General features: G+C 63.8%; 13 protein-coding genes and 2 pseudogenes. 11 read left to right on the top strand and 4 right to left on the bottom strand.

Annotation, left to right across the window (positions count from 1 at the left end; all coding sequences use genetic code 11):
* The first annotated feature begins 2 nt into the window (after positions 1–2).
* The 4 genes and pseudogenes from JHW48_RS16310 to JHW48_RS16295 form a co-directional block, all read left to right on the top strand.
* A complete protein-coding gene (locus JHW48_RS16310; protein WP_119887153.1) occupies positions 3–998 on the top strand; it encodes an Ldh family oxidoreductase in 996 nt (331 codons plus the stop codon).
* 4 nt (positions 999–1,002) lie between these two features.
* Entirely contained in the window at positions 1,003–2,016 is a 1,014-nt protein-coding gene (locus JHW48_RS16305) for a YeiH family protein (protein WP_240637922.1), read from the top strand.
* A 30-nt stretch (positions 2,017–2,046) separates the two neighbouring features.
* Entirely contained in the window at positions 2,047–3,210 is a 1,164-nt protein-coding gene (locus JHW48_RS16300) for a mandelate racemase/muconate lactonizing enzyme family protein (RefSeq protein ID WP_119887154.1), read from the top strand.
* A gap of 237 nt (positions 3,211–3,447) precedes the next feature.
* A pseudogene (locus JHW48_RS16295) lies at positions 3,448–3,714 on the top strand (transposase); the annotation flags it as partial.
* Between the two features lie 296 nt (positions 3,715–4,010).
* Here the strand turns inward: JHW48_RS16295 and JHW48_RS18745 are convergent.
* The 3 genes and pseudogenes from JHW48_RS18745 to JHW48_RS16280 form a co-directional block, all read right to left on the bottom strand.
* Positions 4,011–4,366 (bottom strand): annotated as a pseudogene (locus JHW48_RS18745) (transposase); the annotation flags it as partial.
* Between the two features lie 152 nt (positions 4,367–4,518).
* Complete coding sequence (locus JHW48_RS16285; RefSeq protein ID WP_119887155.1) at positions 4,519–5,178, bottom strand: hypothetical protein; 660 nt, start codon at positions 5,176–5,178, stop codon at positions 4,519–4,521.
* Positions 5,179–5,747: 569 nt separating this feature from the next.
* Complete coding sequence (locus tag JHW48_RS16280; RefSeq protein WP_119887156.1) at positions 5,748–5,930, bottom strand: type 1 glutamine amidotransferase family protein; 183 nt, start codon at positions 5,928–5,930, stop codon at positions 5,748–5,750.
* A 355-nt stretch (positions 5,931–6,285) separates the two neighbouring features.
* On the opposite strand from JHW48_RS16280, the gene copM reads away from it, so the two are divergent.
* From copM to JHW48_RS16260, 4 genes are all read left to right on the top strand, one after another.
* A complete protein-coding gene (gene copM / locus JHW48_RS16275) occupies positions 6,286–6,780 on the top strand; it encodes a CopM family metallochaperone (RefSeq protein ID WP_272835888.1) in 495 nt (164 codons plus the stop codon).
* 170 nt (positions 6,781–6,950) lie between these two features.
* Complete coding sequence (gene cueR, locus JHW48_RS16270) at positions 6,951–7,412, top strand: Cu(I)-responsive transcriptional regulator (protein WP_272835622.1); 462 nt, start codon at positions 6,951–6,953, stop codon at positions 7,410–7,412.
* Entirely contained in the window at positions 7,409–7,861 is a 453-nt protein-coding gene (locus JHW48_RS16265) for a DUF411 domain-containing protein (RefSeq protein WP_240637993.1), read from the top strand. Before cueR ends, JHW48_RS16265 begins: the two co-directional genes overlap by 4 nt.
* A 48-nt stretch (positions 7,862–7,909) precedes the next feature.
* Positions 7,910–8,632 (top strand): MauE/DoxX family redox-associated membrane protein, encoded by a 723-nt coding sequence (locus JHW48_RS16260; protein ID WP_119887917.1) that lies wholly within the window; start codon positions 7,910–7,912, stop codon positions 8,630–8,632.
* 447 nt (positions 8,633–9,079) lie between these two features.
* Here JHW48_RS16260 and JHW48_RS16255 read toward each other — a convergent pair whose 3' ends face one another.
* Positions 9,080–9,580: a GNAT family N-acetyltransferase gene (locus JHW48_RS16255; RefSeq protein WP_119887681.1), complete on the bottom strand. Its 501-nt coding sequence runs from the start codon at positions 9,578–9,580 to the stop codon at positions 9,080–9,082.
* 163 nt (positions 9,581–9,743) lie between these two features.
* On the opposite strand from JHW48_RS16255, the gene JHW48_RS16250 reads away from it, so the two are divergent.
* From JHW48_RS16250 to JHW48_RS16240, 3 genes are all read left to right on the top strand, one after another.
* Positions 9,744–10,526, top strand: a complete 783-nt coding sequence (locus tag JHW48_RS16250; RefSeq protein WP_119887678.1) for an inositol monophosphatase family protein — start codon at positions 9,744–9,746, stop codon at positions 10,524–10,526.
* A gap of 194 nt (positions 10,527–10,720) precedes the next feature.
* A complete protein-coding gene (locus JHW48_RS16245) occupies positions 10,721–11,302 on the top strand; it encodes a thermonuclease family protein (protein ID WP_205961991.1) in 582 nt (193 codons plus the stop codon).
* A 104-nt stretch (positions 11,303–11,406) separates the two neighbouring features.
* Positions 11,407–12,570, top strand: coding sequence for an exonuclease domain-containing protein (locus JHW48_RS16240; protein ID WP_240637969.1), 1,164 nt, complete (start codon positions 11,407–11,409; stop codon positions 12,568–12,570).
* Positions 12,571–12,786 lie beyond the last annotated feature (216 nt).

The following is a 12,786-nucleotide window of genomic DNA, read 5'->3' as shown; positions in this document are numbered from 1 at the left end:
CCATGGTCACGATGACGCCCGATCAGGTCCATGACCTGATCCTTCGCACCCTGATGCGCTGCCGGACCGCCGAGGCGAATGCCCGCTCCGTCGCCCAAGCGCTGGTCGCAGCCGAGATGGTGGGCCAGTCGGGCCACGGGCTGCGGCGCGTCCCGTCCTATGCCGCGCAGGCGCTGTCGGGCAAGGTGGACGGCTTTGCCACGCCCACCGCCACCCATCCGCGACCCGGCGTCGTGGCGGTGGATGCCGCGATGGGCTTTGCCTATCCGGCGCTGGATCTGGCCGTGGATTGGCTGGCCGAGGCCGCGCCGCAACAGGGCATCGCCGGGGCAGGCATCGTCCGGTCGCATCATTGCGGCGTCGCCGGCGTCACGGTCGAGCGTCTGGCCCGGTCCGGTCTGGTCGCGCTGCTGTTTGCCAACACGCCCGCCGCGATGGCGCCCTGGGGCGGGCGCAAGGCGCTGTTCGGGACGAACCCTATCGCCTTTGCCGCGCCCCGTTCGGGCGGGCGCAGCCCGATCGTCGTGGACGTGTCGCTGTCCAAGGTCGCGCGCGGCAAGATCATGGCCGCCGAGCAGCAGGGCACCGCCATCCCCGAAGGCTGGGCGCTGGACGCCGACGGACAGCCCACCACCGATCCCGCCGCCGCGCTGGCGGGCACCATGATCCCCATGGGCGATGCCAAGGGCACCGCGCTGGCGCTGATGGTGGAATTGTTGGCGGCGGGCCTGATGGGCGCCAATTTCGCGCATGAGGCCTCGTCGTTCTTCGACGCCGATGGCCCGCCGCCGGGCGTCGGGCAGGTGATCCTGACGCTGGACCCGGACGCATTTTCCGACATGGCGCGGTCGCGGATCGACGATCTGGCCGATGCGATGGCCCAGCAGCCCGGCGCCCGCCTGCCCGGCGCGCGCCGCGACGACCTTCGGAAAGCGGCGGCGGACGGCCTGCAGGTCGATGATGCGCTGCTGGCGCAGATCGACGCGCTGGGGGCATGATCAGGTGATTGCGGCCCTTGACCAGTCGCGGATCAGGGCACTGTTTCCGGGCATCGCGGTCGCGACCCTCGTGGCCGTGACCGCGCAGTTCCTGGCCGAACATTACGGCGCGCCCGCCATGCTGATGGCCCTGCTGCTGGGCCTGACGCTGAATTTCCTGGCCGAGCCCGAGACCCGCACCGCCACCGGGGTCGCGTTCTCGGCCAAGACGGTGCTGCGCCTTGGCGTCGCTCTGCTGGGGGCGCGGATCTCGGTGCAGATGCTGGCGGAACTGGGCGGCCCGATGATCGCGCTGGTGATCGCGGGCGTGGTCGTGACGATCCTGTTCGCGCTGCTGGCGGCGCGGCTGTTCGGGCGAGGCTGGCGGCTGGCGCTGCTGACGGGGGGATCGGTCGCGATCTGCGGCGCCTCGGCGGCGATGGCGATCGCGGCCGTCCTGCCCCGAACCGACAAATCCGACCGCAACCTGGCCTTCACCGTCCTGTCGGTGACGATCCTGTCCACCGTCGCCATGGTCATCTATCCGCCTCTGTCCACCGCCCTGGGGTTCAACGCGCTGGAATCGGCGGTGTTTCTGGGCGGGACCATCCATGATGTGGCGCAGGTGGTCGGCGCGGGCTTTTCGATCAGCCCCGAGGTCGGCGAGACCGCGACGCTGGTCAAGCTGATCCGCGTGTCCATGCTGGCGCCGGTCGTCCTGATCTTTTCGCTGGCGATCCGGGGCGGGGGTCTGGGCGATCTAGAGCCGGGCGCCAAGCGTCCGCCGCTGCTGCCGTCATTCGTGGTGGGTTTTCTGGCGCTGGCCACGCTGAACTCCCTGGGGGTGATCCCCCCTGCCCTGTCATCGCTGGCCGAGGGTGCCAGCCGGTGGGCCCTGCTGATCGCCATCGCGGCGGTGGGCATCAACACCTCGCTGGTCCGCATGCTGGATGTGGGCGGCACCGCCATCGCCCTGATCGTCGCCGAGACGGTCCTGCTGGGCACATTCATCGTCGCGGGCGTCCACCTGCTGGGATGACGCGCCCACCCCCGAAAAAGGAGCCAGACCATGCGCATCATCGACATCCGCGAGGTGACCAAGCCGATCGCCTCTCCGATCCGCAACGCCTATATCGACTTCAGCAAGATGACGACCAGCCTGGTCGCAGTCGTGACGGACGTCATCCGCGACGGTCAGCGGGTCGTGGGGTACGGCTTCAACTCGAACGGGCGCTATGGTCAGGGCGGGCTGATCCGCGAGCGGTTCGCCGACCGGATCCTGCAGGCCGCGCCCGAGAGCCTGCTGACCGAAGCGGGCGACAACCTGGACCCGCACCGCATCTGGGCGGCGATGATGGCGAATGAAAAACCGGGCGGGCACGGCGAACGCTCGGTCGCGGTGGGCACCATCGACATGGCCATCTGGGACGCGGTCGCCAAGATCGAGGGCAAGCCCCTGTTCCGCCATCTGGCCGCCCTTCACGGGCGCGAGGCGGACCCCCGCGTCTTCGTCTATGCGGCGGGGGGCTATTACTATCCGGGCAAGGACAACGGCGCCCTGCGCGCCGAGATGCGCAGCTATGTCGACCGCGGCTATACCGTGGTCAAGATGAAGATCGGCGGCGCATCCCTGGACGAGGACCGCCGGCGGATCGAGGCCGTGCTGGACGAGATCGGGTCGCAGGCGCAGCTGGCCGTGGACGCCAACGGCCGCTTTGATCTGGAGACGGCCATCGCCTATGCCAAGATGCTGCGTGCCTATCCGCTGTTCTGGTACGAGGAAATCGGCGACCCGCTGGATTATGCGCTGCAGGCCGCCATGTCGGAATTCTACGACGCGCCGATGGCCACGGGCGAGAACCTGTTCTCGCATCAGGACGCCCGCAACCTGCTGCGCTACGGCGGCATGCGGCCCGACCGCGACTATCTACAATTCGACTGCGCGCTGTCCTATGGGCTGGTCGAATACCTGCGCACGCTGGAGGTCCTGCGGCAGTTCGGCTGGTCACCCGCGCGCTGCATCCCGCATGGCGGGCACCAGATGTCGCTGAACATCGCAGCCGGGCTGGGGCTGGGCGGCAATGAAAGCTATCCCGACCTGTTCCAGCCCTATGGCGGCTTTCCCGACGGGGTCGCGGTGCAGGACGGCCATGTGCTGATGCCCGAACTGCCGGGCATCGGGTTCGAGGGGAAATCAGACCTGATCGCCCAGATGCACGCTCTCGCGCGCTGAGAATGCGCTCAGAGCTTGCGGACTGGCGGCCCCGATCACGCTTCATGATCCCGGCGGCGCAGCCAGCCCGCCGCCAAGATGGAGCCGGGAAAGTTCAGCATCTGGTGTTCCAAATTTGGGAAGCAGCGCACAAGTCGGCAAACTTTGTTATGGATCAGGGATGACCGGGGGCAGGCCAAAAGGCTAGGCTCCAGGCTCATTGAGTTTCAAAGCCAGAACAAGACGGTTGCGTCGAGCATGATCGATCTTTCTTGGCTGACCGACGCGCAGATGGCACGTCTCGCTCCCTATTTTTCGAAGTCCGACGGCAAGCCATGCGTTTTTTGCAGACGTGTTTTCAGCGGGATCACCTTCATGATACGCAATGGCTTGTGCTGGCGTGATGCACCCACCGCCTATGGGCCTCACAAGACGCTTTATAACCGTTGAAGGCGCCGGAGCGAGAAGGGCATTTTCGCCCGGACGATGGCCGGTCTCGCTGCGGAACACGGTGAGGAGACGACTGAGCCGCGCCGGGTTTGCCGGAGGCTCCATGTGTGAATGCCCGTTCCATGCAAATTCCATCTGCGTCTTCGAGCATGTGGTAGGGTGCGTTCATGTGTCACGCCTATGATGCGGCGGCGGAGGTGCCGCTGGCCGTCTTGGATGAACGCGGATCAAGCGCAAATCAACTATACAAGCTTTTTGCTCCTGGAGCCTCGGTGCATTTCCTGATCCCGATCAAACTGATCATTTTCCATAGACGCTCACGACCTCCTCACATGCCGCCAATCATGGCGTCACAGTCGCTTTGCAAACGCTCATGCGGCCGCGCTGTCAAAATCCCGGTTGTTCTCCTTCTTGGGCAATATTGCCCATACCGAGCGAGCCATTTTGTTAGCCAACGCCATGACGACCAACATCAGCGGTTTGCGATTCAGCATGCGCGCAAGCTACCAGCCTAAGCTCGTGCCGCGACGAGAGGCCCATTGGATGACGGACATGGCGCCGATGATCAGCAGTCGTCGGATGTCCCGTTGCCCATTTTCGACGTGCGGCCGGGCCACTGCTTTCCGCCTGTCAAATGTTGAACCCGCACCATCCCCAGTTTGGCTACAAAGTCGCGACAGCGCTTGAAGGTCGGCATTGGAGGCGCAAACGCCTCCATCGCCATCGCCATCGCCATCGCCATCGCCATCGCCATCGCCATCGCCATCGCTGTGACAGGGTCAATAGCAGGGCCTGCGTCTTGCCTGATTTAAGCTTGATGCAGCATCTGCGATCGCTGTTCGTGGCTTGGCGCTGCGCGGTTTCAATGATGAGGCGATGTCAAATCGAACTGCGTGCAATCTGCAGTAGTGCCATGTTTATTTTTTCGCGCCCGGGCAATATGTTGATCCTGCAACCATCGGGGCGATCATCTGCATGCCGGCCATTCTTCACGACAAGTTCTACACGCCCCTCCCGATCGTCCGAAAATGCGTGGGGGCGCTCTGGCGCGCGCTCGGCATGAGGCCTGACGATCTCTTCGTAGAACCCTCTGCCGGAGCAGGCGCTTTCTGCCGGCATCTGCCGCAGAACCGATTGATGGCGCTTGACATCGCCCCGGAGGCCGAGGGCATCGCCACCGGCGATTTCCTGGCGTTTGAGCCGCCGGCCCATGAAGGGCGCGTCGTGGTTATCGGAAATCCGCCCTTTGGTCGCAACGGCGCTATGGCCCGGGCGTTTCTGCGGCACGCCATGGGTTTTGCCGATATCGTGGCGTTCATCCTGCCCGTCTCGTTTGCGAAGCCCTCCATGCAGCGGGGCATCGATCAACGCTTTCATCTGATTCACGAGACGCAGCTCGGTGATCAGCATTTCGAAACCTCGGAAGGTGATCACGTCGTCAACACGGTTTTCCAGATCTGGCAGAAGCGTGACGTGCCGCGCCAAATCGAGACGGATCCGGTGGCGCATGTCGATTTCACGTTTGTCGCCAACATCCATGACGCCGATCTTGTCATCCGTCGTGTGGGTGGTCGTGCGGGTGCGGTGCTTGATCGTCCGATCGCGACTGAGGATGGGACGCTGCCGCCGGGATATTCGCGCAGCTCCAACTACTTCATCAAGGCTGTTGGATGTGATCCCGGGACACTGGAGGAGCGCCTGAGGTCACTGGACCTGTCGCGACCCGCCGGTATCGCCGTTTATCCGTCCCTGTCGAAGCGGGAGCTCATCGGTGCTTATATCGAGGTCACGGAGCCGAAGGTTGCCGTTCGAGTAACAGCTCGTTCCAGCCAGGAACCAAGGCCTATGGTTCCCTCGCAAAGGCATGGTCTTCAAGGCCACAGCGTAAAGGTTATCGTTGGCTGGCCCGCGAACCAGAGCGCGCTGGTCGATCCAGCTTGTGGGGGCAGGGTGCATCTAGAAATGGCCCCACCATCCCGACGACCGCCCGGGCGTGGTAGGATATCGAAAATTTCTGAAGCTTCAGCAGCAGATATCCTACGGAGACATAGCCCCGCTCCAGGCGCCGCCCATTCGGAGGGCCGTTCTCGCGCTGAACAACGAGGGCATCAGGCGACCTCGGCGCCGGGGCTGCGTGGCCCGGTCCGGCCCCCGGCCGCGACGGCCGCGATCTGCAATTCGGCGCAGGATCCGAAGGCCGGAACACCTGCCTCGAAGACCCGTGTCATGAAGCGGGCAGCGGCGCGGGCCTCCGCGCCGTCCCGGTGCATCTGGATGGGGGAGCCGATCAACAGGCCGGATACATATGAGCGATTTCCGAAGTCGTGCCAAATTCTCAATTGCGAACAGCAGCCGACACATACAAAAGGGCCGTGAGCAGGCTCGGGGCTGCCCCGCGCCGCCCCTCGTGCAAAGAGCGGCCGATCGACGTGAAGAGCCCTTCTCTGACATTCGGCACCTCCGCAGCGAATGCATGCGCAGCAAGTGCTGTCGCGTAAAAATCGTTGGCCAAGCTCATATCGTTGCTGCGGTGCAGCTTCCCCATGCCGACACTTGTGGATGCCGCAGCGATATCCGCGATGCGGAACGCAGGCAAAGACTAAGGGTTGTTCTAGCCACCAATTTCAACAGCAAGGAGAAACCGAGATGAACTTCGCAAAGACGAGCTTCGCAGCAGCCATTGCCGCAGCCACCTTCGCCGCACCTGCTCTCGCCCAAGACGGAGAGTTCCGCCTGCCTGAGCAATGCACAGCGGCCGCTGCCGGGGGAGAGATGGATCACGCCAGCATGGGTCACGGCGGGGCGCACGCCGATCATGGTGCGGGGATGGATTCCGGCATGATGGAGATGATGGGCATGGGCGGTATGGACGTTGAGGCCATGCCGGAGCATGTCCAGGAGAACATGCGTCGGATGATGGTCACGATGCCGGCAATGCACGACGGCATGATGAACGAAGATGCCGACGTCGCCTTCGCCTGCGGCATGATTGCTCACCATCAGGGTGCCATCGATATGGCCGAGGTGCTGCTGGCACATGGTGAGGACGAGCAGATGCGCGCCTTGGCCCAGGAGATCATTAACGCACAAGAAGCCGAGATCGAGCAGATGACGACGTGGCTGGTCGAGAACGCTAACTGATCCACCCTGGGGCCGCGCGGCACTGCACCGCGCGGCTTCTGGCACAGCTACCTCTTCCGCATCAGCAGAAACAGAGGAGGTTAGGCATCAGGAAAATCCTGACGCCGCTCTTGACCTTCCCATGATGGGAAGCCCCATATCCGCTCCAAAGACATGATGGAGCTCAGTCCATGAACATCGGAGATGCTTCTTCCCGCTCGGGCGTATCGGCGAAGATGATCCGCTATTACGAGCAGATCGGCCTGATCCCGCCGGCAAGGCGCACCGCCTCCGGCTATCGCGACTATGCTGAGGCCGACATCCACATGCTCCGGTTCATCGCCCGGGCGCGGGATCTGGGCTTCCCGGTAGCGGAGATCACGGATCTTCTGGATCTGTGGCGCGACACCGGCAGGCGCAGCGCCGATGTGAAGGCGCTGGCGCAGGCGCGGGTGCGCGACCTTCGCCAGAAGATCGCGCATCTGCAGGAGATGGCAGAAACGCTCGAGGATCTGGCCCGGTCCTGTGCCGGAAACGACCGTCCCGAGTGCCCCATCCTGCGGAACCTCGAGGCGGCGACATCCCCGGCGCCAGACGATTGCGGGCACCATGCTCGAAACCGCACCCATCCCAAGGAAAGGATCACGTCGTGATCGACAGGCGTATGTTTATCGCCGCGCTTGCCGCGGCCCTGGCCCCCGCAACTGGCGTGCTCGCCGCCCTGCCTGCAGCCGAAACGCTGGTCAAGGTGGTTCGCTCGCCCGATTGCGGCTGCTGCGGCGCCTGGATCAACCATTTGCGGCAGGCGGGCTTCACCGTCGACGTGACCATGGCCGACGACGTTTCAGCCTTCAAGGAGCAGCATGGCGTTCCTCAGGCCCTCTGGTCCTGCCACACCGGCCTCGTTGAGGGCTATCTGATTGAGGGGCATGTCCCGGCCGAAGCCATTCGCGCCCTGCTGGACCAGCGGCCCGAGGCGGCCGGTCTGGCCGTTCCCGGCATGCCCATTGGCTCGCCCGGGATGGAGATGGGCGATGAGACTGAGTCCTTCGACGTGATCGCTTGGAACGCGTCCGGCACCAGCGTCTTCGCAAGATATTGAGGGTTTCCAGTGGCTACAACAACTTCCAAAACCGCGACCCTGCACCGGATGGTGATGACGAAGCACATGTGCCCTTACGGGCTCAAGTCGCTCGATCTCCTCCGCCGCCAGGGCTACAGCGTCGAGGATCATCACCTGACCACCCGCGCCGAGGTCGATGCGTTCAAGCAGCAGCACGGCGTCCAGACCACGCCGCAGACCTTCATCGGCGGCCAGCGCGTCGGCGGCTATGACGATCTGCGACGGCATTTCGGCAAGACGGTCCGCGACAAGAGCGCGACGACCTACCGCCCGGTGATCGCGCTCTTCGCAATGGCTGCCGCGATGGCTCTCGCCACCAGCTGGGCTGCCCTTGGCCAGCTGATCACGGTCGCCGCAGCCGAGTGGTTCGTGGCCTTCGCCATGTGTCTTCTGGCCCTGCAGAAGCTGAAGGACGTGGAGAGCTTCGCGACCATGTTCCTGAACTACGACCTGCTGGCGCAGCGTTGGGTGCGCTACGGCTATGTCTATCCCTTCGCCGAGGGGCTCGCAGGCGTCCTGATGGTCGCAGGGGCGCTGATGTGGCTGTCGATCCCCGTGGCGCTGTTCATTGGCACGATCGGCGCGGTGTCGGTCTTCAAGGCGGTCTACATCGACAAGCGGGAGTTGAAATGCGCCTGCGTCGGCGGCGACAGCAACGTTCCCTTGGGCTTCGTGTCGCTGACGGAGAACCTGATGATGATTGCGATGGCCGTCTGGATGCTGGTCAAAGTCACCGTGCTGCAGCACTAGCTGGATTGTGCGAACCGTTGCCGCGTCCGTCGCGCCTAATACGTGTCCGGGAAGAGCGGTTGAAAATGTCCGCTTTCCCTGATGCCATGCTTCTCATGCTGCATCGCCATCTCGCGGCTTTGTCGCCCTGTGAGCGAATCTGTCTCATGTAAGGATGCCAAAGCTGCAGGTGCAGCGAATGACCGGAAGGTCCCGCATTGCAGACTGTGCCTGCTAGATCTCGCTCCGCCGAGCATGAACGTGCGGTCTCGGAATGCTGCAAGGCAGCTTCAGTCCGGCACTGTCAGGCCGCTCTGGGCCAAGTGCGCGTGTTTTGGACTGCCCCGCGCCGTTCTGATGCACCAGGAAGGGCAGATCAGCAGAATGTTCCACAGTGTCGAAAACAGATGGCGCTTGGTCAGGTCTGTGACAACCTATTGCGATAGGTCTGACACTTACGGCGATCCGTCATCCGTAGTGTCTGTAGACCAGATCAGAAGGATCAGGTCGGCGGGCGTCGTGATCCAGTCTCGCGCCAAGGCGCTCCGCCAATCTGGCTGATCTCCGGTTGCCAGGATCAACATAGCTGACCAGCGTATCAATGTGTCGCACCCCAAGGCTCCATAAGCGCATGGCAACTGCCGCCTCATGGGCGAAGCCCTGTCCCTCGGCCTCGGGGTAAAGAAACCATCCAAGTTCGAATTCCGGAAACAGCGGACCTGAATTGATGCCCACCTGTCCCAGGCATCCGCCATTGGCCCTGTTCTCGATCATCAGGGCGCCGCAGCCAAACAGGCTCCACTGGGCGTGATCCGCACAGAACATTCCCCAGGCCACAGCTTCCGAAAACGGACCGCCCATGTAGACCGAGCGGTCGGATACCATGAGGCGATGATAGGCGGGCCAATCGTCTGCCTGCATTGGCCGGAGGGACAGCCGATCCGTGACGAGTGTTGGTATCGTTGTCATGCGAAAGCTCTCCTCCTGCTTCTGCGCCGTCCGCCAGAGATCATCATGGTGACCACTCGTCTCGCTGCCGTCGAACCGGCATGCGCCCCACGCCGCATCAGGCCGAGCCGTCATTCACATGTCATGTCCAGCAGATTAGCTGAACGCCTTGGCGGAGGACAGGATGTCGGACCTTGATCGTCTCATGGCGGCCGCGATCTGCTTGGCCGATCTGGCTGCAGACATCGCCGCCGATGCATGGCGCAGCGATATCGTGGTAGACTACAAGCCGAATGGCTCGTCCGTGACCCCGGCGGACCTGCTGATCGAGGAACGATGGCGCAGCGAGATCAGGCGGCAGTTCCCGTCGCACGGCATTCTGGGGGAGGAATATGGCCCTCAGGCGGGGACCAGCGCCTTCACATGGGTGTTGGATCCGATCGACGGAACCCGTCAGTTCGGAGCCGGGCTTTTGAACTACGCGTCTCTCATCGCTGTCTGCAGGGACGGCGTGCCGGTTCTGGGGATCATCGATACGCCGGTTCCGCACGCCCGCTATGCGGCTGCAGCCGGTCAAGGCGCGCTGTTCGCCGGACGCCAAATTCGCAGCAGTATGCGGACCGACATGACGGGCGCCGTCATCAGCCTGGCGAACCCGGACAGCTTCAGCGATGAAACCGCCTTCGGATACGAAGCGCTGCGCTCAACGGGCCGCGTGCGGGTCCATGATGGGGGCGCCTTGGCTTATGGTGCCCTTGCCAGGGGACGCGTCGACGCCTGCATAAATGGCGACGATTTGGATGCGTATGACATCTGCGCCCTGTGCCCAGTGGTTCAGGAGGCCGGCGGAGTGATCACCGATTGGAGGGGAGAGCCCCTGACTCTTGCATCACGAGGGGGGATCGTTGCAAGCGCGTCACCCGAACTCCACGCCAAGGTGTTGGAGCGGCTGCAGGGTTCACTCTGACCAACATCCCGTTTGGTATCGCTCATGGCCCCCCGGCGGTCGCGGAAGGGCGGGACCGACAGGGTTGCACCGTGGCAGCAGCAATGTTGCGGCGGGGGCAAGGGCCAAAGGACCTGATGGAGGCAGAGCCTATCGACCCTCGATGCAGGTATTTCGGGCTTGCCCATGCGGTCCGCCCGCCTAAAAGCCGAGGGATGAAGCAGAAACGTCGCCGCAAGGCCAAGAACACTCCCGGGCTCAAAGGGTGGCTGGCCGCTCTGGCGATCGTCGCCGCGCTTTTCGTGATCGGCGACAGCAATCCGCAGCTTCGGCAGATGCTCGAGGGCATGATACAGGAGATCATCACGGGGGAGCCGCCGACGCAGCGCCATGCAGGCAGCGTTCGGGTTCTCGATGGTGATACATTGGACGTGGCGGGGACGCGAGTGCGCCTCTTCGGGATCGATGCGCCCGAGACCGCTCAAACCTGCACGCGTGGCGGCCGCCAATGGAACTGCGGCGCGGAGGCGACGCAGGCGCTTGCAACCCAGATCGGCGGACAGGATGTCACCTGCGAAGAGCGGGACATTGACCGTTATGGCCGCGTGGTGGGCATCTGTCATGCGGGCACGCGCGATCTGAATGCCTGGATGGTTCGGAATGGCTGGGCCGTCGCATACCGGCGCTATGGAGGTGACATCTATGATGCCGATGAGATCGTGGCACGGGTCGCGCAGCGGGGTGTCTGGAGCGGCAGCTTCGTGATGCCTTGGGATTGGCGGCGCGGCGAGCGGTAGATTTCCGGACGCCGACATCTGCCACCTAGGGCACTGACTTCCGTCGGCGTGGTGATGGCACGACCCATGGATTTTCTTCGCAGACTACTCCCCTGTTACCATGGATGCCCCCTTTCGGTTTCGACGCGCCTTGTTCCCGGCCCGCGGCGAGGAAGAAGGCCATCCACCAATCCGGCTATCGATGTTACGTTGGCCTTAGCCGTCGCCATTTTGTTCCGGCCTATCAATGCCGCGTTTTGAGGAAGGGTATTTCAGTGTCCGTATTCAGTTGGCTGTTCGACCGTCCCTCCTCCAAGCAGACCGACCCGCGTCCCGATGCCAGTCGGCTGGCACCGATGCCCGCACCCGCGCCGGACAGATCCCGCTTCGGCCATGCGGACAGGATCCCCTCCGGTCGCTTCCGGTTCATCGCGATCGACGTCGAGACCGCCTGCAGCGATGCGGCCAGCATCTGCCAGATCGGCATCGCCTGCGTGGACCAGGGTGACCGGATCGAGACCTTCTCGATGCTGGTCAACCCGCGCATGCGCTTCGACCCGTTCAACATCCGGCTGCACGGGATCGGCCCTGACCATGTAGAGGCTGCGCCTTGCTTCACGGATGCCATCGAGATGCTGATGCCGCTCCTCGACCCGCATCACTTGGTCCAGCACAGCAATTTCGACAGGCAGGCCGTGACGGCCGCCTGCCGCAGCTGCGGGCGGGACGTGCCGGATTGGAAGTGGGCGGACAGCGTGACGATCGCCCGGCGGGCCTGGCCCGAGCTGAAGGGGAATGGCGGGCATGGGCTGGCGAACCTCAAGAAGAGGCTGAAGCTGGACTTCCACCATCATGACGCGGGCGAGGATGCACGGGCAGCGGCGATGGTCGTGCTTCATGCCGAGCGCCAGCTGGGGCTGCCCTTTGAGGATCTGCTGAAGTCCCCACCACGCAAGACCTACGCCGCCAAGGTGACCCTGGAGGGCGAGCCGGCCGGTGCGCTGGCGGGTTCCGTCGTGGTCTTCACGGGCGCCCTGCAGATGCCGCGGACCGAGGCCGCCACGCGGGCCGCGCAGGCGGGGATGTGCGTGCGGGCCGGGGTGACGAAGCAGACCACGCATCTGGTGGTCGGTGATCAGGACCTGACCGTTCTGGCCGGTCACAACAAGAGCAGCAAGCACCGCAAGGCCGAAGAGATGCGGGACGCGGGCCACCCGATCCGGATCATCGGGGAAAGTGCGTTTCGAGAGCTGGTCGCTGACGCATGTCCGGATCACGGCAAACGGTGAGCAACGAGGAATGGAAGGACCACCTGCTTCCATTACTGTTATGATCGTTTCAAACTGATAGTCCGTGCTGACGTGGGCAGGCATCAGCCCGCCGCGCTTTCCTCGCTTCGCGCTCGGGCCGGTTATCAACGCCAACGTAGGCAGCACTCAATAGGTGATGCGCGGCAAATCAATGTCTTTTCGAAGAGGCAAACCGCCTGATGTCTTGTGATCGCC

It is taken from the genome of Paracoccus aestuarii, from assembly GCF_028553885.1.
Taxonomy (GTDB): Bacteria; Pseudomonadota; Alphaproteobacteria; order Rhodobacterales; family Rhodobacteraceae; genus Paracoccus; species Paracoccus aestuarii.
The sequence above is the reverse complement of the archived record's forward strand: the minus strand, read 5'-3'. Positions and strand labels throughout refer to the sequence as shown.